This window comes from Mycobacterium sp. (assembly GCF_050701675.1).
GTDB lineage: Bacteria > Actinomycetota > Actinomycetes > Mycobacteriales > Mycobacteriaceae > Mycobacterium.
Map to the genome: position 1 here is coordinate 1 of NZ_JBOGDD010000805.1, position 18,955 is coordinate 18,955.

22 protein-coding genes and 1 riboswitch are annotated in these 18,955 nt (G+C 67.9%); of the genes, 6 read left to right on the forward strand and 16 right to left on the reverse strand.

The window, feature by feature from the left end:
- The 4 genes from ACRDUX_RS24545 to ACRDUX_RS24560 all read left to right on the forward strand — a co-directional run.
- The coding region (locus ACRDUX_RS24545; RefSeq protein WP_526417399.1) for an extracellular solute-binding protein at positions 1–677 on the forward strand (677 nt) is incomplete at its 5' end.
- A gap of 24 nt (positions 678–701) precedes the next feature.
- The gene (locus ACRDUX_RS24550; RefSeq protein ID WP_526417401.1) at positions 702–1,604 is read left to right on the forward strand and encodes an ABC transporter permease; all 903 of its coding nucleotides are present in this window, start codon (positions 702–704) and stop codon (positions 1,602–1,604) included.
- Positions 1,601–2,536 (forward strand): ABC transporter permease, encoded by a 936-nt coding sequence (locus ACRDUX_RS24555; protein WP_526417403.1) that lies wholly within the window; start codon positions 1,601–1,603, stop codon positions 2,534–2,536. Before ACRDUX_RS24550 ends, ACRDUX_RS24555 begins: the two co-directional genes overlap by 4 nt.
- 92 nt (positions 2,537–2,628) lie before the next feature.
- Entirely contained in the window at positions 2,629–3,786 is a 1,158-nt protein-coding gene (locus ACRDUX_RS24560) for an aromatic ring-hydroxylating oxygenase subunit alpha (RefSeq protein ID WP_526417405.1), read from the forward strand.
- On the opposite strand, the gene rbsD is transcribed toward ACRDUX_RS24560, so the two are convergent.
- The 9 genes from rbsD to ACRDUX_RS24605 form a co-directional block, all read right to left on the reverse strand.
- Positions 3,765–4,193 (reverse strand): D-ribose pyranase, encoded by a 429-nt coding sequence (gene rbsD / locus ACRDUX_RS24565; RefSeq protein WP_526417407.1) that lies wholly within the window; start codon positions 4,191–4,193, stop codon positions 3,765–3,767. The two genes, ACRDUX_RS24560 and rbsD, sit on opposite strands and share 22 nt — an antisense overlap.
- Positions 4,190–5,110 (reverse strand): ribokinase, encoded by a 921-nt coding sequence (locus tag ACRDUX_RS24570; RefSeq protein WP_526417409.1) that lies wholly within the window; start codon positions 5,108–5,110, stop codon positions 4,190–4,192. Before ACRDUX_RS24570 ends, rbsD begins: the two co-directional genes overlap by 4 nt.
- Positions 5,103–5,912: an ATP-binding cassette domain-containing protein gene (locus tag ACRDUX_RS24575; RefSeq protein WP_526417411.1), complete on the reverse strand. Its 810-nt coding sequence runs from the start codon at positions 5,910–5,912 to the stop codon at positions 5,103–5,105. The genes ACRDUX_RS24570 and ACRDUX_RS24575 overlap by 8 nt, the downstream gene beginning before the upstream one ends.
- Positions 5,913–5,919: 7 nt before the next feature.
- Positions 5,920–6,891, reverse strand: coding sequence for an ABC transporter permease (locus tag ACRDUX_RS24580; RefSeq protein ID WP_526417413.1), 972 nt, complete (start codon positions 6,889–6,891; stop codon positions 5,920–5,922).
- The gene (locus ACRDUX_RS24585; protein WP_526417415.1) at positions 6,891–7,919 is read right to left on the reverse strand and encodes a sugar ABC transporter substrate-binding protein; all 1,029 of its coding nucleotides are present in this window, start codon (positions 7,917–7,919) and stop codon (positions 6,891–6,893) included. Before ACRDUX_RS24585 ends, ACRDUX_RS24580 begins: the two co-directional genes overlap by 1 nt.
- Positions 7,916–8,989 (reverse strand): LacI family DNA-binding transcriptional regulator, encoded by a 1,074-nt coding sequence (locus ACRDUX_RS24590; protein ID WP_526417417.1) that lies wholly within the window; start codon positions 8,987–8,989, stop codon positions 7,916–7,918. The genes ACRDUX_RS24585 and ACRDUX_RS24590 overlap by 4 nt, the downstream gene beginning before the upstream one ends.
- 163 nt (positions 8,990–9,152) lie before the next feature.
- Positions 9,153–9,539, reverse strand: coding sequence for a hypothetical protein (locus ACRDUX_RS24595; RefSeq protein ID WP_526417419.1), 387 nt, complete (start codon positions 9,537–9,539; stop codon positions 9,153–9,155).
- A gap of 72 nt (positions 9,540–9,611) precedes the next feature.
- Positions 9,612–11,051, reverse strand: a complete 1,440-nt coding sequence (locus ACRDUX_RS24600; RefSeq protein WP_526417421.1) for a M28 family peptidase — start codon at positions 11,049–11,051, stop codon at positions 9,612–9,614.
- The gene (locus ACRDUX_RS24605; protein ID WP_526417423.1) at positions 11,048–12,562 is read right to left on the reverse strand and encodes a M28 family metallopeptidase; all 1,515 of its coding nucleotides are present in this window, start codon (positions 12,560–12,562) and stop codon (positions 11,048–11,050) included. The genes ACRDUX_RS24600 and ACRDUX_RS24605 overlap by 4 nt, the downstream gene beginning before the upstream one ends.
- Before the next feature lie 116 nt (positions 12,563–12,678).
- On the opposite strand from ACRDUX_RS24605, the gene ACRDUX_RS24610 reads away from it, so the two are divergent.
- Positions 12,679–13,425, forward strand: coding sequence for an SDR family NAD(P)-dependent oxidoreductase (locus ACRDUX_RS24610; RefSeq protein WP_526417425.1), 747 nt, complete (start codon positions 12,679–12,681; stop codon positions 13,423–13,425).
- A 14-nt stretch (positions 13,426–13,439) separates the two neighbouring features.
- Here ACRDUX_RS24610 and ACRDUX_RS24615 read toward each other — a convergent pair whose 3' ends face one another.
- From ACRDUX_RS24615 to thiO, 7 genes are all read right to left on the reverse strand, one after another.
- A complete protein-coding gene (locus tag ACRDUX_RS24615) occupies positions 13,440–13,919 on the reverse strand; it encodes a MarR family winged helix-turn-helix transcriptional regulator (RefSeq protein WP_526417427.1) in 480 nt (159 codons plus the stop codon).
- A gap of 44 nt (positions 13,920–13,963) precedes the next feature.
- Positions 13,964–14,722, reverse strand: coding sequence for an ABC transporter permease (locus ACRDUX_RS24620; RefSeq protein WP_526417429.1), 759 nt, complete (start codon positions 14,720–14,722; stop codon positions 13,964–13,966).
- A complete protein-coding gene (locus tag ACRDUX_RS24625) occupies positions 14,719–15,642 on the reverse strand; it encodes an ATP-binding cassette domain-containing protein (protein WP_526417431.1) in 924 nt (307 codons plus the stop codon). Before ACRDUX_RS24625 ends, ACRDUX_RS24620 begins: the two co-directional genes overlap by 4 nt.
- Before the next feature lie 13 nt (positions 15,643–15,655).
- Positions 15,656–16,420 (reverse strand): SGNH/GDSL hydrolase family protein, encoded by a 765-nt coding sequence (locus ACRDUX_RS24630; protein ID WP_526417433.1) that lies wholly within the window; start codon positions 16,418–16,420, stop codon positions 15,656–15,658.
- Positions 16,417–17,175: a thiazole synthase gene (locus ACRDUX_RS24635; RefSeq protein WP_526417435.1), complete on the reverse strand. Its 759-nt coding sequence runs from the start codon at positions 17,173–17,175 to the stop codon at positions 16,417–16,419. The genes ACRDUX_RS24630 and ACRDUX_RS24635 overlap by 4 nt, the downstream gene beginning before the upstream one ends.
- On the reverse strand, positions 17,168–17,365 hold the full coding sequence (gene thiS / locus ACRDUX_RS24640) for a sulfur carrier protein ThiS (RefSeq protein WP_526417437.1): 198 nt from the start codon (positions 17,363–17,365) through the stop codon (positions 17,168–17,170). Before thiS ends, ACRDUX_RS24635 begins: the two co-directional genes overlap by 8 nt.
- Positions 17,362–18,387, reverse strand: a complete 1,026-nt coding sequence (gene thiO, locus ACRDUX_RS24645; protein ID WP_526417441.1) for a glycine oxidase ThiO — start codon at positions 18,385–18,387, stop codon at positions 17,362–17,364. The genes thiS and thiO overlap by 4 nt, the downstream gene beginning before the upstream one ends.
- A riboswitch (TPP riboswitch) is annotated at positions 18,386–18,496 on the reverse strand. Its footprint overlaps the gene before it by 2 nt.
- Before the next feature lie 33 nt (positions 18,497–18,529).
- Between thiO and ACRDUX_RS24650 the strand changes: the two genes are divergently transcribed.
- Positions 18,530–18,955 (forward strand): thiamine phosphate synthase (locus tag ACRDUX_RS24650; protein WP_526417439.1); only part of this gene is annotated, 426 nt, incomplete at its 3' end.

Here is an 18,955-nt window from a genome sequence, read left to right on the forward strand (position 1 = left end):
ACCAAGTACCCGCCGACATCGGTGCGTTGAGCAATCCGTACGCGTCGCTCTGGGATCCCCAGTACAAGAACAAGACCGCGATCATCGACGACTGGCACACCGCGATGGCGTTGGTGCTCCTCAAGCAGGGCATCACCGACGTCAACACGTCGTCGGCCGACGATCTGAAGATGGTTGGCGAGCAGCTCACCGACCTGGTCAAGGCGACGTCGCCGAAGGTCACCATCACGATGTACAGCGATCTGCCCGCCGGGCAGATCGGACTGAGCCAGATGTGGTCCGGCGACATCATCAACGCCCAGTCCTACCTTCCCGAGGGGGTCGGAACCGAGATCCTTCGGTACTGGTTCCCAGCGGATGGCAAGGGGCTGGTGGACAACGACATGTTGGTCACCCTCAAGGGCGGCAAGAACCCGGTGCTCGCCCACCTGTTCCTGAACCACATGCTCGACCCGGCGGTCGCCAAGGAGAACTTCTCCGCGATCGGCTACCAGCCGCCGCAGAACTCGCTGACGGCCGACTCACTGGTGGCCGAGGAGTTCATTCCGGAGAACCTGAGGTCCGCGATCGTCAAGCCGGAGTACTTCGACACCGGCTTCCGGACGCTGGAGCTCGACGCCGCCAACGATGCTGCGTGGCACAACGTCTGGAACGCGTTCAACGCCGGCGGATCCTGACCCCTCGCACAGAAAGGACGGCGGGTGGTGCGGTCGCGCGAACCCAACGCCCGGCTGTGGGCCGCCCTGGCCGCGCCGGGCGTCGCTTGGCTGCTGCTGTTCTTCCTCGCGCCGCTCTACGTCGTGCTGGCGATCGTCTTCGGCAGGGTCGATCCACTCTTCCGCACCGCGGTGCCCGTGTGGAACCCCTTGCAGTGGAACGCCGACCAGTTCACGTACGTGCTCTCCCGGATCGGCCCCGAGGGCATCTACTTTCCTGCCCTGGTGCGCACCGTGCTCTACGTCGGGGCGGCCAGCATCCTGTGCCTGGCCATCGCCTTTCCCGTCGCCTACTACGTATCCCGGCTCGCAGGCAGTCGCAAGGGCTTCCTGATCGCACTTCTGATCGCGCCGTTCTGGATCAGCTACATGATGCGAATGTTGGCCTGGGTCAACCTCCTCCAGAACGACGGCCTCTTCAACCGGCTGCTGAACCTCGGCGGCCTGCTGACCGTCCAGGTCGACTGGTTGACGGGTCAGCCGTTGGTGGTGATCCTCGGCCTGGCCTACGGCTACGTCCCGTACATGATCCTGCCGCTCTACGCGGGCCTCGACCGCCTCTCGCAGCCGATGCTCGAGGCGTCCCGGGATCTCGGCGCGAACCGCGTCTCGTCGTTCCTGAGGGTGACGCTGCCGCTGTGCCGACCGACGATCCTGGCGGCAGTCCTGCTGACCTGCCTTCCCATGCTCGGCGACTACTTCACCAACGACCTGCTGTCCGCCTCACCGAAGACGGCGATGGTCGGCAACCTCATCAACGACAGCGTGCAGGCGCCGGGCCAGACCGGGCAGGCAGGCGCCTTCGTCATGCTGGTACTCGTCGCCACGGTGCTGCCGATGTTCTACTACGTGCGGGTCACGTTGCGCGGTGACGAGGTACGAACATGAGCACGCGAACCATGGACGCTTCCCGGGTCGCAACCCTGCGGCCCTCCGGAATCCGCGGACCCGTCGGCTGGTTCCGCGATCCGTGGCGGCGGCCACGGGTACTGGCCGGGATAACCGTGGCATACCTGGTGTGGTCACTGCTGCCGGTCCTGATCGCCATCATGTTCTCGTTCAACGACGGCCGGTCCCGAACCCACTGGCAGGGCTTCTCGCTCCGGTGGTACTGGGGTGACCCGACGCGGTCGGTCTGGCACGACGCCGCCCTGCACACCGCGCTGCTGCAGACCCTCAAACTCGGGGTGATCGCCACCCTCGTCACCGTGCCACTTGGCGTCCTGTTCGCGATCGGCGTCGACCGGTGGCGGGGTCGGTTGCCGTCCGGCGCGAACGTGCTGATGCTGATCTCGTTCGTCATCCCCGAAGTGCTGCTGGCCGTCGCGCTGTTGTTCGTCGTGACGAACCTGGCACTGCCGATCGGGTTGGGCACCTCCGCGCAGGTGGTCGGACTGGTGACCTATCAGGTGGCCTACCCCGCGGTGTTGGTGCGCGCCAGGCTCGCCACCATCGGTAGCCAATACGAAGAAGCCGCAATGGATCTGGGCGCCTCTGCCACCGGAGCGCTGTGGCGGGTGACGTTTCCGATGCTTATGCCGGCGATCTTCGCCAGCACGGTACTGGTCTTCGCCGACATCATCGACGACTTCGTGCTGGTGCGGTACCTGTCGCTCGGCGCATCGACTGAGCCGGTGTCGGTGAAGATCTACAACACGGCTCGCGCGGCACCGACACCCGCGCTGAACGCGCTCGCCACCCTGCTGCTGCTCGCATCGCTCGCCGCGGTGGTCATCGGGTTCCTGGTGTACCGGCGGATGACGCGGGGTGACGGGACCACCGCGGACCACGGCATCGCTGCCTTCGCCGGCGAGACGTGACGGGTCACCCCTTCCGCGATTTGCGCACCCGCGCCTGTGCTCAGCACGGATTTGCGTGCACAAAACACTCGGAGGTGGACTATCCTGACTGTATGTTCAAACAGCACGACCCGGCACCGGTCCCCGCCGACGATCTAGCCGCGACGCTGGCGCCGTTCGGGCACTCGCGCATGCTGCCGACACAGGCCTACGTCGACCAGGCGGTCTTCGAGTGGGAACAGCGCAACATCTTCTCGGGCTGGACCTGTGTCGGCCATGCGAGCGATCTCGCGGGCGTCGGAATGCAGCGCGCCATCGGCTCCGGCGCGAACGGAATGTTGTTGGTGCACGGCGACGATGACGTCATCCGCGCCTTCGCCAACACGTGCCGCCACCGGGGCCACGAGCTGCTCGCGTGTGGCGCATCGGCGAAGCGCCGAAACATCGTGTGCCCATACCACTCCTGGTCCTACCGCCTGGACGGCGGACTGCGCAATGCACCGGGGTTCCGCGACGTCGACGGTTTCGAACCGGGCGAGTTCGGCCTGACCGAGCTAAGGCTGGTCAACTGGCACGGCTGGCTGTTCGCCGATCCCAGTGGCGAAGACGCCGAGTTCACCAGCCACGTCGCGGGTCTCGAAGAGGTGATCGGCGCCTACCGCCCCGAAGATCTGGTGATCGTCGACCGGCACTCCTACGAACTGGACACCAACTGGAAGGTCATCGCGGAGAACTACCAGGAGTGCTACCACTGTTCGACCATCCATCCCGAGTTGTCCAGGATCAGCCCACCGACCAGCGGTGAGAATCTGGACCTCGAGGGATCGTGGATGGGCGGCTGGATGTCGATGATCGAGAGCGCCGAGACCATGTCGCTGACGGGAAAGAGTGGTGGCGTGGCGATCCAGGGCCTGTCCGAACAGGAGCTGCGCACGGTGATGTACCTGGTCGGCTTCCCCAACCTGCTCGTCAGCCTGCATCCCGACTACGTGATGACCCACGTGATGACACCGCTGGCCGCGGACCGGACGCACGTCGAGTGCGCATGGGCGTTCCCGAAGGACGTTGCCGCGCAACCGGATTTCGATCCGTCCTACGCCGTCGACTTCTGGGATCTGACCAACCGCCAGGACTGGTCGGCATGTGAGTCGGTCCAACGAGGACTCAGCTCGCGGCACGCGCGGCCAGGCCCGATGGCACCCGACGAGGACGGCGTGTACCAGTTCGTCACCCGCGTCGCTCGCGCCTATCAGAGCTGCGAGTCGGACTGACGACCAACCGTAGGACCGCCGAACGGGACACCCGCGCGGCACAGCACGTTGGCGAAGAAGGTGTCCTCACCCGTGCGCACCGCGAACGCGGCAGACAGCACGGCGGACTTGAACGCCTCGTGTTCGACGAGTTCCGGCTCGAGCCCAAGCTGCACGAGGTGCCGATGCACGCCGGGGTTGGCGGGGATGACGTCCGCCGACATCCAGCTGTGCTCTATCACCACCTCGCCAAGCACCGTGGTCGCCACGTCGGCGAAGGGCGCCTGGCCGTAGCGATATCCGAGGTCGATGCACGGGGTGTCCCGCCCCAGCGGCAGGCCCGCGTCACAGATGACGAACGTCTCGGTGTGCCGCAACGCCGCGATGCGACGGGCCAGTTCGGCATGGATGATGCCGTTCCGCTTCACGAACCGACCTCCTCGGCAACGACGCACAGGGCGCCGAAATCTGGATAGGAGTCCTGGGCGCCTTCGGCCCGAACGGCAAGAGAGCCGGCCACGACACCCCAGCGGGCGGCTTGCACCAACGACTCTCCTGCGCCCAGTCGTGCGGCCAGCACGCCGGTGAACGCGTCGCCCGCGCCGGTCGTGTCGACGACGTCTGCCTGCGGCGCGTCGAGCACCGTCGTGTCACCGCCCGCATCGGTGATCACGGCACCCGCGGCGCCGCGGGTGGTGACGACGGCCCTGGCACCCCGGTCCCGCAGGCGCGCGTGGGCAGCGGCGATGCCGTCCTCATCTCCGGCGGAGTCGCCACCCACGACGACTGCGAGCTCCTGCTCGTTGACGACGAGCACGTCGCACAGTGCCAGCAGGTCGTCCGGCAGTTCGGTGGCCGGTGCCGCGTTGAGCACGAAGGTGCCCCGCGTCCGCTCGGCGGCGGATCGCACGACGTCCATCGGAATCTCCAACTGCGACAACACGACTGAAGCCCGCTCGACGCAGCCGGGCAATCCGCCATCCGACCACCGGGCATTGGCACCAGGGATCACGATGATCGTGTTGTCGTTCTCGGCCACGGTGATCCAGGCCGTCCCGGTGGCGTCCGCCGTCAGCACCGCCACGTGCTCGGTCCGCACGCCGCGCTCGGCGAGCCGCCGTCTGGCCGCAGCACCATTCGCGTCATCGCCCGTGCTCGCGACCATCGCGACGGTGGCACCGGCCAGCGCCGCAGCGACCGCCTGATTCGCGCCCTTACCACCCACCGACGAGCTCACCGACCTGCCGAGAATCGTCTCGCCAGGCCTGGGAAAGCAAGGGGCCGTGACGATGTGGTCGACGTTAATCGAGCCGACGACGACGACGGACGGGGGTGCCTCAGGCATCGGCGTCGCCGGCGATGGCACCGGTGATGAGCCCGACGAGCTCGTCGCCGCTGGTTGCCGTCATCTCGCGGTGCGCCGCGGTACGCCCGCGGCGCAGCACCCATGCGCTGTCTGCCACCCGCATGACCTGATCCATGTCATGGCTGACCAGCAGCACGGTGACGCCGCCGGACCGCAGCCTCCCGATGAGCGCTTCCACGGCGGCCGTCTCGCGTACGCCGAGCGCAGCGGTCGGCTCGTCCATGATGACCAGGGTCGTGCCCCAGTTGGCTGCGCGTGCGATCGCAACACTCTGTCGTTGCCCGCCGGACATCCGCCGCACGGTGGCACGGACGTCGGGAACGTTGACGTCGAGGTCGGCGAGGATCGTCTGGCTCGTCGCGATCATCCCCTTCTTGTTCAGCACCCGAAACGGCAACACGCCGCGCGTCAGCTCGCGGTTCAGATAGAGGTTCTGCCAGACCTGGAGGTCTTCGATCAGTCCCAGATCCTGGTAGACGGTCTCGATGCCGAGGTGCCGCGCGTCGTCCGGTGACCCGAGCTTGATGCGCTCGCCGCGGAACAGGATCTCGCCGTCGTCGGGCGGGTGCACCCCGGTCAGACAGCGCACCAGGGTGGACTTGCCTGCCCCGTTGTCGCCCAGCAGCGCGGTGACCTTGCCGGGCGAGATGGTCAGATCCACTCCCTGCAGGGCGCGGACTGCATCGAATGACTTGGTCACTCCGCGTATTTCGACCAGCGGCACCGCGTCGGGTGCGGATTGGGCGCTCGACGTCGGGCCGTTGACGGGCAGATCGGTCACGATGCGCTCATTTCTGGAACCGGGAGATGAAGGCGGCACCGAGAACGACGGCGCCGACGGCCACTGGCTGGTAGTTCTGCGAGATGCCGATGAGCGTGAAGCCGTTGATGAGACTCGTCAGCAACACCGCACCCACCGCCGACCCGAGAACCGACGCCCGACCGCCGAAGAGGCTCGAGCCGCCGAGTACCACCGCCGCGATCGAGGACAGCAGCAGGTCGGTCTGAAGGCTCGGATCCGCACCACCGGTGCGGGCGACCAGCAGGATCCCTGCGACACCACAGGCCAACCCCGAAAGGACGTAGGCCAGCATCCTTGCGCGCGCGACGTTGATGCCCGTGCCTCGGGCGGCTTCGATGTTGCCGCCCGTGGCCAACAGGTGCGTGCCCGTCTTGGTAGCGAACAGAAGGAATGCCGTCAGCAGCGCCGCCACGATCGCCACCAGCCAGAACCACCGCACCGGACCGATCCCGTCGAGTGCAAGCCCCTGGAGGAACGGCGACGACACCGCGACGGTGTTCCCCCCGGTCAACAGCAGGGTGGCCCCACTGACCACCGACAGGCTACCCAGGGTGACGATGAAATCGGTCATGCCCAACCGCGCTACCAGGAGCCCGTTGACCAGACCGACGACCACCCCAGCGACGAGTGCCAGCAGCATCGCCACCGCGAGGTTGGCGCCATGGGTGTACGCGAAGCCGAGAGTGGCTGCGGCCCAAGGCAGATTCGAGCCCACCGACAGATCGATGCCGGCCACTGCGACGACCAGTTGCTGCCCCATCGCCAGCACCATCAGGATCGAGGCGGAGACCAGCAGGTCGGTCAAGTTCGCGACGGTGAGGAAGTGCGGCGTCGCGATGAAGAAGATGACGAAGACGATGACCAGGCCGATCGGCGCGGCGTAACGGGCAGCCGATCCGATCGATGGTCTCTTCCGCCGCGCGGTTTCGGCGGCCGGCGCCTCAGCCGTTGCCGTCATCACTTGATCGGGTTGTCGTACGGCTCGAACGGTTGTGGGAACGCCGCCAATGCCTTGTCCACGTTCGACTTGTCGATGAGGATGATCGGCGCGACGACACGGGCGGGAACGGGCTTCTTGGCCGCCAGGTTCGCGCACGCCTGAACGGCCATCTGACCTTCGGCGTATGGATACTGGCTGATCGTGCCCGACAGGGTTCCGTCCTTGACCGCCTGCAGCGCCGCGGTGATGCCGTCCACGGAGATGATGGAGATCACGCCCGTCTTACCTGCGTTCTTCACCGCTTGGGCGGCCCCAAGGCCCATGGTGTCGTTGGCTGCGAAGATGCCGGTGATGCTCGGATGCGCCCGAAGCAGATCGCCGGTGACGGTGAGCGCCGTGTTCTGGTCGTAGTCGGCGGGCTGTGTCGCGACGATCTGAACCTTGCCCTGCGTGGCCTGGGTGAACCCGTTGAGCCGATTGATGCCGTTCTGTTCGCCGGCAATTCCCTGCAGGACGGCCACGTCGCCGCCGCCACCCATGGCCTTCATCAGTGCCTGTCCTGCTTGTTGGCCCGCCGACAGGTTGTCCGAGCCGATGAACGACGCGTAGGAGACACCAGCGGCCTTCGACGCGTCGGCACTGATCTGGGTGTCCAGGTTCAGGATGGGGATGTTCTTCTTGGCGACCGGCACGAGCGGGGTGATGACGTTGGTGTCGTTGACCGGGACGACCCCGAAGCAGTCGTAGTCCTGAGCGGCGAGCGCCGAGATCTTCGTGTTCTCGCCCGTCGAGTCGGTCTCTGAGCTGCCGGCTTGCACGGTGACGTCCAAGCCCTGTTTCTTGGCCTCCGACATGGCGCCATCTCGAAGCGCCGCCCAGTACGGGTTGGTGAAGTCGCGCGTGACGATGGCGATCCGCGGACCGGCATTCGAGGCGTTGTCGCCGCCGGACCCGCGGTTGCAGCCCGCTGACACCAGCGCCACGCTCGTGCAGAGGAGTGCAGCGAGTGTGGCACGGCCCGTTCTGGCGCCGAGAGGATTCTTCATGGTGTTCCCTTTCTCGTGGACGCCCGCTCTGGGTCGTCTTCGGGTGCAGCGCCGCATGATTCACGACGGACTACGTGACACGCCGGGAAGGAGCTCTGCGCCGGTCGGCCTGCGAGCAGGTCGAGCATTGCGTCGACGGCTCCTGTCGCGAGGGCGTCGATGGGCTGGGCAACGGCCGCAAGTGGCGGGTCGAAGAGGTCGAACCAGGGCGCGTCGTCGAAGCCGATGAGCGAGACGTCATCCGGCACTCGTAGGCCGGCCTCTCGCAATCCCTTGAGCGCACCGATCGCCATCAATCCGTCGGCGGCGAAGATCGCCGTCGGCCGGTGTCGGCGAGAAACCAGTTGGCGCGCCGCCCTTTCCCCGCTGTCCTGCCGGAAGTCGCCCTCCACGACCATGATTCCCCGCCGGGGAACCCCACGCCGGATCAGCGCATCGCAGAAGAGGTCCCTGCGCTCCCGCCCTACCTGGGTCTGGAGTGGTGGCGCGATGATGCCGATTCGCCGATGGTTCAGTGTGGTCAGGAGCTCGGCCACTTCGTCGAGGGCGGCCCTCGGGTCGCTACGGACTACCGGGCACCGAGCGAGGTGCCTGGCGGCGGCGCCTCGACCGGCCACCTCGATGGGACGGTCCAGGAGGACCATTCGAGCGCCTGTCAGACCTGCCCGACGAAGGCCGGGGCTCATGGCCGCGGTGGGCACGACGATCACGCCGTCCACCTGACTCCCGGCCAGCAGGTTGAGCAGGTATTCGTCCTGCCGATCCGGATCCTCGTCGCTGTTGCAGAGGACAAGCGAATACGACAGCTTGGCCGCGGCGCGCTGGATCGCGCCCGCGAGGTCGGCGAAGAAGGGGTTCGCCACGTCGCTGACGACCAGGCCGATGGTGCGGGTGGAAGCGGTTCGCAGAGCCCTGGCCCCGACGTGCGGCAGGTATCCCATCTCGCGCGCCGCGCGCTCCACCCGGGTCCTGGTGGATTCCGAGATTCGAGGACTGCCGGACAATGCCAGCGACACGGTGGCGGCCGAGACACCCGCCCGCTCCGCGACGTCCTTCATGCGTACCGCCACCCCGCTCCTTTGCGAGTTTAATCGATTAACTAGTCGCAGTGTGACACGCGTCTCACACGGAAGTCAAGATCCACCCGCCGACGGGCCAGGGCGCCCCGATCGCGCCGAAACGGCGAGCGCGCACGTCGTGGGAACCCCGACGAGCACGGCGGGTATCAGTTCGTCAGCCGTGTTGCCCGTTCTTACCAGAGCCAGAATCATGCTGCTGCTGTTGATGATTCGGCGCAGCGGTAACCGTTGACGCGTCCGTCTCGACCGAGGTGGCAACGCTGGTCTGCGTCTCGGTCTGAGTTGCCGTCTCGGTGCTGGTCACCGTTGCAGGCGACTCAGTCTCGGTCTCGACGGGGGCGGGGCCGCCGCCAGGCCCGTAACCACCGTGATGCCCCGCCGTCACCGTCGTCGTCGGAGTGGTGCTCGTCGTCGTCGTTGTCGTCGTCGTGGACGCGGGCGCGGTGGTGCCGGTGGAGCTGCAGGCCACCGAAAGTCCACCCATGGCGACCGCCGTGGCGATCCCGGTCACGGCCGCCCAGTGGCGAGATGTCGTCTTCACGAACGCCATTCATACGCAGATCAGCTGTGAAAGCACCGGTCACGACGGTAGGCAATTCCGTACTGGTTGCTGTCAACCCCGCGGGGGTACGCCGTTGGGTCCCTGCGTCGAGTGCGCGTAGGTGCCCACCGCGAACGCCACCGCGGGGCCGGTGATCGACAGCGTGCCACGATCGACGTTGGCGATCGTGTCACCGGGTAGGCGGTAGTTCGGGTCGAACGGCACGCCTGCGCGGCCACCCCACAGTCGCGCCTGCGTTGCCGACTTGCGCTGTGATGCCCCGGTGGTGACTCCACCGATCGGTATGCCTGCGCTCAGGAATGGGCTGTAGTCACTCGCGCGGCCGAGTGGCAAGTCGGCCGGTCGCACACCGGCGAGGTTGAGGTAGCCCGCCAGTGTCCGTTCGACGCCCGCCGAGCCGGGCGGCACGCTGGCAGCGGGGAGGTCCGGGTTCGGCTGGCCGGACTGGTCGCCGTCGTAGGTAAAGAAGCCCGCGTTCGGAGAGCCGAGCATGTCGAAGTTCAGGTAGAGCGCGATGTCGTCGCGGCCGCCGCGGTCGAGACTCGCCACGTACTTGCTCGAACCCTGATTGCCCGCCGCCTCCGACCCCCAGAACGCGAACCGCACGGCGTTGGTGACAGCAGGTGAACTACCAAGCTGCACAGCGGTTTCCAGTACCGCGGCGACACCAGTCCCATTGTCGTTCAGCCCGGGACTGTCAGTCGCCGAATCCAGGTGCGCCCCCGCAACGACGACGTGGTGAGGGTCGCCGGTCTTGGTCTGGGCCAACACGTTCCGCGACTTCACGACGGTGTTCTTGGCATCCAGCGTGAGCCGCACGGGCGACGAGGTACGCCGCAGTTGAGCGTCGGCGTCCCCGTCGATCACGGCGACCGGTGAGGTGAGCTGCTGGTAGTAGCCGGGGGTGAAGAGGCCAGCTGGGCTTCCATTCGAGCCTGGATCGCTCACGACGAGGAGCCCGACCGCGCCCTCGCCGACCGCAGCGTTCTGCTTGGTCACCACGGAGCAGCCCTTGTCGTCGACGACGGAGATGGCGCCTCGAACGGCCGCGGAGCCGTAATCACCGGCGTTGCAACCGGCTGGCCGTTGAGGGCGGAGCGTGAGCGCGCTGAGTCCACCGGGGGCGGTGGTGACGAGCAACGAGGCCTGGTCGACGCGGAAGCTGCGCCCAGCAGCGACTAGCGTCGGCTTTCCCGGCGTGGTCATCACGACCCGTTCGAACTCGGGCGTCTGCACGTCGAAGCCCTTGTCCCGCAACACCCCCGAGATGTAGTCGACGCTCGCGTCGTAGCCGGGCGTACCGTCGGCCCTGCTCTCCTCATTGGCCGTGGCGATGTCGGCGAGCTTCTCCAGATGCCCGTACATGCCGTCGGCGGTCACCTTGCCCGCCAACTCGCGCGCGGGATCCGGGGCCGGTGCCTGCGTGGCCTGCGGCGCAGACGAGCACGCTGCGACCACGAGCAGACAGGCCAGTGGCAGGGCCAGCCTCATGACTTCGCCACGACGTGCCTGGTCCGGTCGTCGCGAACGGGGACGCCATTGCGCCCGCTCTCGTCCTGCGCGTACAGGCCGATCGAGTAGGCGACACCCTTGCCGTGGATGTCGAGCGCCCCATGGTCCAGCTGGTCGTACGTGTCCGTGCTCTTGTGGTAGTTGGGATCGAACGGCGCGTTGGCCTCACCGCCCCAGATCTTCGCCTCGTCGTCGCTCATCTTCTCCTCGGCGCCGGAGAACAGTCCGCCCGACGGGATCCCCGCCTGGGTGAAGGCGTCATAGTCGGAGCGCCCGTCGAAGTCGGTGTCGCGGGGTTGCTTGCCTGCTCCGTCGAGATAGGCGGCCAGCGTGCGTTCGATGCCTGCCGACCCCTCGGGGACGCGGGGCACGCTGTCCGATCGAGGTGCGGACTGGTCGCCGTCGTAGGTGAAGTAGCCCGGGTTGGGTGAGGCCAGCATGTCGAAGTTGAGGTACAGGGCGATGTCCTTGAGTGCCTCTGCGTCGAGCGTTTGGACGTACTTCTTGGAGCCGATCAGCCCCTCCTCCTCGGCGCCCCAGAAGGCGAATCGCACCGCGTTCTTCAGCTGGGGCGAACTACCCAGTTGGACAGCGGTTTCCAGCACCGCCGCCACGCCGGAACCGTTGTCGTTGATACCGGGGCCTTCGGGGACGCTGTCGAGGTGGGCGCCTGCCATCACCACGTTCTGCGATGACCCGGTCTTGGTTTGTGCGACGACGTTGCGGGTGCGGTCGGTCCGGACGCCGGCATGCAGCGCGACGGTGGTGGCGGCGGGCTGGTTCCGCAGCCGGGCGCCGTCGGCCTTGGAGATGCTGACCACCGGGATCTTCACGTCGGTGTCCTCTCCCAGCGTGCCGCCGCCGATCTCGTCGCCCTCGGCGTTGTTGGCGACGACAAGCGCAACCGCGCCCCGTTCAGCCGCCACGGCCTGTTTCACGCCGAACGGGCAGGCCCCGCGGTCGACGAGGACGATGGCGCCCGAGACGTCCATGCCGTCGTAGTCCGTCGCCACACAACCTGGCCTTGGGCCGGTGCGGGCCGGCACCAGGCGCCCGCTGACGCCGTCCGCCGGTGTCCCGATCGTGTAGTTGAGTGGCGCAGCCTTCACCCGCTGACCCCCGACGGTGACGACGGGCTCGTCGGCGAACGGTATCCGCACGTCGAAGTCACCTGTCTGCACGTCGAAACCCTTGTCCCGCAACACCCCGGCGACGTAGTCGACACTGGCGTCGTATCCCGGTGAGCCGAGGGCGCGGTTGCCGCCGTTGGCGTCGGCGATCTCCTGCAGCTTCTTCAGGTGCGCCAGCATCGCGTCGGCGGTGACGCGGCCCTGCAGGGACGTCGCGAATTCCGTGGTGGGAGCGGATCCAGCGCTCGGCGGCGCGGCCGGATCCGACGTACCGGGCCCCCCATCGGATCCGCGGGCGCAGCCGGCTACCAATACGACTGCCGCAAATGCTGCCAGTACCACCCGTGCTCCACGTCGCATCGGCCCAAGGTTAGTCACGCCGCTCGCGGGAACATAAGCACCGGCGTCTTAGTTGACATGTCACGCAATGTGCAGCAGGCTCAAATCAAGTGATAAATCACGCAAAGGAAACGATCATGGGAATCTTGGATGGCAAGAATGCACTCGTCACCGGCGGCACGGCAGGCATCGGGCTGGCGTCGGCACACGCGTTGGCGGACGCAGGCGCGCACGTCTACCTCACCGGCCGCAATCAGCCGACGATCGATGCAGCCGTCGCGGCCATCGGGTCCGCGGCCACCGGAATCCGCAGCGACGTGAGTGATCTGAGCCAACTGCAAGCGATCGCCGACGCAGTGGGGCAACGGGGCGGTGGCCTCGACGCGGTCTTCCTCAACGCGGGCGGCGGAGAATTCGCGACCCTCGAGGACGTTACCGTCGAGCACTTCCTCGACACCTTCAACCGCAACGTTGCGGGCGCGCTCTTCACCGTGCAGAAGGTGTTACCGCTCCTCAACGAGGGCGCCTCGGTCATCCTGTCCGGTTCGACGTCCGCCTCCAAGGGCATCCCCTCGTTCGGCGTCTATGCCGCATCCAAGGCCGCGGTCCGGTCGTTCGGTCGAACGTGGGCTGCCGAGCTCGCACCGCGCGGCATCCGGGTGAACACGCTGGTGCCGGGCCCGGTCGAGACCCCGGGACTACTCGGGCTGGCTCCTGCGGGCGGCGAGAAGGAGCTGCTGGCAGACCTGACCTCCGACGTGACGCTGGGTCGGGTCGGCAGGCCAGAGGAGATCGCCGCCGCGGTGGTGTTCCTGGCCTCGTCGGCGAGCAGCTTCATGACGGGAAGCGAGATGTTCGTCGACGGCGGCGAAGTCCAGACCTAGAAGTCCCCAAGTGCTCACTCGGGGGTCGGCAGGGTGCCCTCGCGCAGGACCGTCTGGTAGACGTCGTCCAGGATGTCGCCGAGCTCGACGACCCTGTCCTCGCTCATCTCGGAGAACACCAGGCGGCGAACCCAGGCCACGTGCTTGGGCGCCGCCGACCGGAGCGCCTTCCAGCCGGCCTCGGTCAGCACGGCGTCGGTCGCCCGGCCGTCGTCGTCGGACCGAACCCGTTCCACGAAGCCCCGGCCTGCCATTCGCTGCAGGTGATGGGACAACCGGCTGCGCTCCCAACCGATCGTCACGGCCAACTGCGACAACCGAAGTCGTCGCCCCGAGGCCGCGGACAAGGCATTCAGCACCGTGTAGTCGGCCAGCGACATGCCGCACTCGGCCTGCAGCTGTCGGTTCATCTCGAACTCCAGCCGGTGGTAGACGCCCATGTAGTTCAGCCAGGTTCGCCCCTGTGACGGCGTCAACCACACCTTGTCGGCCATCGCCCCATCATCGCCAATGGGTGATGATTCACGCAATATTCCGGTTAGGCGTCGCGTCGGTTCACCACGAAGACGGCCGCGACGAACGCCACGGCGGCGACCGCGGCGAAGTAGATCAGCGAACCAACCTCGCCCCAAGGCATCGCGTAGCCGGGGTACAGCCATTGCACGCGGGTGAACACGAATACGTTGACGAACGGTAGGTACGGGCCGACCTCGGAACCGATGTCGGGCAGGTTGGCCAGGACCGGCTCGACGACGAGCGGCCACAACAGCAGTACGGCGACCGCCCCCGCGGTGTGCCGGAGCAGTCCCCCGACGGCGACGCCGAGGACGGCCGCCAACGCGGCGGACAACGCCAGTGCGGCCGACACCCGCCACACGCCGCTCGCTCCCAACGACAGCTGCGCGCCCAGCAGCGGATCGGCCAGCAGGCGGGCCGTGACCGCCGCGGCGACTGACAGCACACCGGCGCACAGCGCCGACAACACCGCGGCGACAACGGCTTTCACGACTAGGACCATCGACCGGTTGGGCGTGGCGGCGAACGTGGTGCGGATCATGCCGGTCCGGTACTCACCCGTCACGGTCATCGCCGACAGGATCATCAGCACCGGCACTGCGAACACGGCAACCCCGATGACCGCCCGCTCGGGGGTCAGGTCCGCAGTGTCGTACGCCATTGAACCCTGCAACGCGGCGACACCGAGCCCCAGCACCGCCGCGGCGAGGCACGACCAGAGCGGCGACCGGATGGTGCACAGCTTGATTCGCTCCGCGTTCAGGCCCGCGATCGCGCTCATCGCCCGGCCGCCCGGTACTCGACGTCGCCGTCGGTCAAACTCAGGTACGCGTCCTCCAGCGACGCCTGCTGGGAACTGAGCTCGTGCAGCGTGATCTCATTGCGGGCGGCCAGGTCACCGACGACCTCGATCGCCACCCCACGCACCGCCAGCGCGGACCCGTCCGGCGCCTGCTCGACCTCGAGGCCCGCACCGGCGAGCAACTCGACCAACGTGTCCAACTGTGGGCTGCGCACGCGCACGGTGCCCGCACCGGATCGGCTGACGAACTCGGTGACGGTCGTCGAGGCGATGAGCCGCCCCTTGCCGATCACCACCAGCCGGTCGGCGGTGTTGGCCATCTCGGCAAGCAGGTGACTGGACACCAGGACCGTCCGACCCTCCGCGGCGAGCGCGCGCATCAGCGTGCGCACCCAGCGGATGCCTTCGGGGTCGAGTCCGTTGACCGGCTCGTCGAACAGCAGTACCGGCGGGTCGCCGAGCAGGGCCGCGGCGATGCCAAGCCGCTGGCCCATGCCAAGGGACAGCGTCCCGGCGCGTCTGTCGGCGACCGAGCCCAGGCCCACCACGTCGAGGACCTCGTCGACCCTGGTGAACGGGATTCGACTGGTGGCGGCCAGCCAACGGAGGTGATCGCGCGCGGAGCGGTCGGGGTGCACCTGCTTGGCGTCGAGCAGCGCACCGACGGTCCGTAGCGGATCGGGCAGCCGGCGGTAGGTCCGCCCGTCGATGGTCGCGGTGCCGGACGTCGGGCGGTCCAAGCCGAGGATCATCCGCATCGTCGTCGTCTTGCCTGCGCCGTTCGGCCCGAGGAATCCGGTGACGACCCCAGCCTCGATCGAACAGGTCAGATCGTCGACCGCACGGGTGCTCCCGAATCCTCGCCCGAAAACCTTTGTCAGTCCTCGTAACTCGATCACTTGACCAATGATCTCAGGTCAACCGGCCCACGATCAGATCGGCCACCGCCCGCATGCCGGTGGCGTTGGGGTGCAGCGGCGCCACCCGGCCCGGCAGCGGCAGGCCGAATTTCGACGTCCATGGGTCCTCCGACCAGGCGTGATGACCGCGACTGGGAGCACCCGCTCGGATCAGCTCACAACCGGTGTCCGTCGCCGCCTCTTCGGTGAGACGCTCCAGCGTGTCGGCGATCCGACGCCCGAGCGCCAGGCGCTCCTCGGTGAACGGCGGAGCGGGGGTGCCCGCCCGCGGCAGCAACGTCAGGTAGTCGACGAACAGCACCCTGGCCCGTGGAGCGCGCTGCTTCACTTCGCGGCCAACGGCCCTCAGCGACTCACCGACCCGATCCAGCTCCTCTTCGCGCGCGTCGACGTCGAGTGCGCCACGGACGACACCGCCGAGGACCGGCACCGACCCCACCCAGCGCGGCAGACCGGCCGCGAAGAGCATCGGAACGTACCCGACGTCATTGCCACCGATCGTGATGGTGACCAGTTCTTCGGAACCGTCGAGGGCGTCGACCTGGGGCGGAGCGCTGCGTTGGCGTTCGAAGAGGACGTTCGCGGTGGTGGCACCCGAGAAGGTGACGTCGACGAGGTCGTAGCCGAAGTGGGCTGCGACGAGGTGGGCGTAGTTGACGGCCGAGCGTCCCGAGCCCGACGGTGCGCCCGGCGCCTTCGGCCTGATTCCCGGCCCGGCCGCCATCGACGAGCCGAGCGCGACGTAGCGACCGCTCACCTGCCCGGGCTCGACGCCTGCGCCCAGAACCGCTTGGGTATCCGCCCGGCTTGGTGGGCCAGCCGGCCCGCCGTGACCGCAGCCGCCATCGCCTTCGCCATCGTTGGCGGGTCGGCGGATCTGGTCACGGCGGTGGCCAACAGCACCGCATCGCAGCCGAGTTCCATCGCCTGGGCGGCGTCACTCGCCGTGCCGATGCCCGCGTCGAGCACGATGGGCACGTTCGCCCGCTCGACGATCATCGCGATGTTGTGCGGATTCGCGATCCCGAGCCCGGTTCCGATCGGCGAACCGAGCGGCATCACCGCCGCGCAGCCGATGTCCTCGAGGCGCCGCGCCAGTACCGGGTCGTCGTTGGTGTAGGCCATCACGACGAATCCGTCGTCGACCAGTTGCTCTGCGGCCCTGACCAATTCGATGCCGTCCGGCAGCAGCGTGCGCTCGTCGGCGATGACCTCGAGCTTGATCCAGTCGGTCTTCAGCGCCTCACGGGCCAACCGAGCGGTGAGCACCGCCTCGGCCGCGCCCCGGCATCCCGCCGTATTGGGCAGCGGGGTGATGCCCAGCCGGTTCAGCAGGTCGAGCACCCCTGGACCGCCATCGGCGTCGACGCGGCGCATCGCGACGGTGGTCAGCTCGGTCCCCGAGGCGACGAGGGCCTCCTCCAACACCGCGAGATTGGCCGCGCCGCCGGTCCCGAGGATCAGCCGCGAGCCGAAGCTGCGGCCCGCGATGGTCAGTTCCGAATCAGCCACCCTGCACCGCCGTCACCACTTCCACCTTCGCACCATCGGAGAGCGCCAGGTGCCACTGCGAGCGGGGAAGCACCGCCCAGTCGACCGCGACCGCGACGCCCTTCTCGGATATGCCCAGCTTCACGAGCAGGTCGGTGACGGTGGTCCGCTCGTCCACGTCGACGGCTTCGTCGTTGATGACCACTCTCATGCCGGCACCCCCACGTTCAGCTCGGCTGCGATGCGCGCAGCGGTCCACGGCGCCAACAGGAAACCCGACCGCCCGTGGCCCGCGGCGACCAGGGTGCGGTCGTCCAGCCTGCCGACGATCGGCAGGTTGTCGGGTGTCATCGGGCGCAGACCCGCCGCACATTCGGCGAGCTCGTACTCACCGAGCGCGGGCATGACCTCACACGCGTCGTCGAGTAGCTCGCGGACGCCCGCCACCGCTGGTGCGGTGTCACGGCCGTGCTCGTACTGCGTCGCCCCGACCACCACACCGTCGGCGCGCGGCACCAGATACACCTGCCGTCCGTGCACGCGGGCCCGGATCACCCTCTGCGGCAGCGGCATGCAGCCACGGCGCCACCGCAACCGCAACACCTCGCCCTTGACGGGCCGAATCGGAAGGCCGGGCCATAGGGTGGGCGCATCGATGCCGTTGGCGATCACGACGGCGTCGGTGTCACCGGCCTGCTCCAGCGTCGCCACCGGCGGGGCCCACCGGACACCGAGGCTCTCGCAGTGAGCCGCGAGCGCGGCCACCAGCGCCCGATTGTCGACGGCGAGCTCGGTCTCGGCCAGGAACCCGTGCCGGATACCCTGAGCGAGCAGCGGTTCGACGTCACGTGCGGCCGTGGTCATCGTCACCGGATGCCCTTGGGCGGCAAGCCATTCCCCGGTAGTGGTCAGATCCGAGGCGTCAGCGCGGTCGACGGCGACCACCAGCGACTCCCGAGCGGTGACGACCTCGGGAGGGAGACCGTCCAGAAAGCCCGTGTGCCACATGTGCAATGAGGCCAGGCCGATCTGGAGCAGGTGCTCCTCCCCCGGCCAGCCCTCGCTATGCGGAGCCAGCATTCCGCCTGCCACCCAGGAGGCGCCGTGGGCGTCGGTGCGGTGCACGCGTACCGACCAGCCGTCCAGCGCAGCCCGGCGCGCCACCGACAATCCGATGACGCCACCGCCGATGACGGCCAACGACCGCCCGGTGTGATCCCCGGCCTCGTTGATGAGCAATTCCGTTCCTTCCTACGCCGGCATGACCCGGATCAGGTGTGACGGTAAGGGTGGCTCGCACCCATTCTCAGTCCCCGGTCCCGGGACTCCCGTGTCGCGTGTTCGACGATACTCGCCGGTCGCTAGTGTTCGCGGCGTGCCTGCACCATCGTCATCCGGTTCGTCATCAGGTTCCGAAGACCCGCGGCAGCGGTTGGCGGCCGCCCGGCTGTATCTGTGTACCGACGCCAGGCGCGACCGCGGCGATCTGGCCGAGTTCGCCGATGCCGCGCTGACGGGCGGAGTCGACGTCATTCAGCTGCGCGACAAGGGCTCGGCAGGTGAAGCGCGTTTCGGTGCGCTGGAGGCCCGCCAGGAGCTCGCCGCACTCGAAGTGCTCGCCGATGCGGCGCGCAGACACGGCGCCCTGTTCGCCGTCAACGATCGGGCCGACATCGCCCGCGCCGCCGGTGCAGACGTGTTGCACCTCGGCCAGGATGATCTACCGCTGCCCGCGGCCCGCTCGATCATCGGGCTCGGCCCGCTCATCGGGCGATCCACGCACGACGCCGCGCAGGTATCT

Coding starts and splice junctions, on each gene's coding strand:
- ACRDUX_RS24555 (WP_526417403.1), top strand. CDS start 1,601: ATGAGCACGCGAACCATGGACGCTTCCCGGGTCGCAACCCTGCGGCCC.
- ACRDUX_RS24560 (WP_526417405.1), top strand. CDS start 2,629: ATGTTCAAACAGCACGACCCGGCACCGGTCCCCGCCGACGATCTAGCC.
- ACRDUX_RS24570 (WP_526417409.1), bottom strand. CDS start 5,110: ATGCCTGAGGCACCCCCGTCCGTCGTCGTCGTCGGCTCGATTAACGTC.
- ACRDUX_RS24580 (WP_526417413.1), bottom strand. CDS start 6,891: ATGACGGCAACGGCTGAGGCGCCGGCCGCCGAAACCGCGCGGCGGAAG.
- ACRDUX_RS24585 (WP_526417415.1), bottom strand. CDS start 7,919: ATGAAGAATCCTCTCGGCGCCAGAACGGGCCGTGCCACACTCGCTGCA.
- ACRDUX_RS24600 (WP_526417421.1), bottom strand. CDS start 11,051: ATGAGGCTGGCCCTGCCACTGGCCTGTCTGCTCGTGGTCGCAGCGTGC.
- ACRDUX_RS24605 (WP_526417423.1), bottom strand. CDS start 12,562: ATGCGACGTGGAGCACGGGTGGTACTGGCAGCATTTGCGGCAGTCGTA.
- ACRDUX_RS24610 (WP_526417425.1), top strand. CDS start 12,679: ATGGGAATCTTGGATGGCAAGAATGCACTCGTCACCGGCGGCACGGCA.
- ACRDUX_RS24615 (WP_526417427.1), bottom strand. CDS start 13,919: ATGGCCGACAAGGTGTGGTTGACGCCGTCACAGGGGCGAACCTGGCTG.
- ACRDUX_RS24620 (WP_526417429.1), bottom strand. CDS start 14,722: ATGAGCGCGATCGCGGGCCTGAACGCGGAGCGAATCAAGCTGTGCACC.
- thiS (WP_526417437.1), bottom strand. CDS start 17,365: ATGAGAGTGGTCATCAACGACGAAGCCGTCGACGTGGACGAGCGGACC.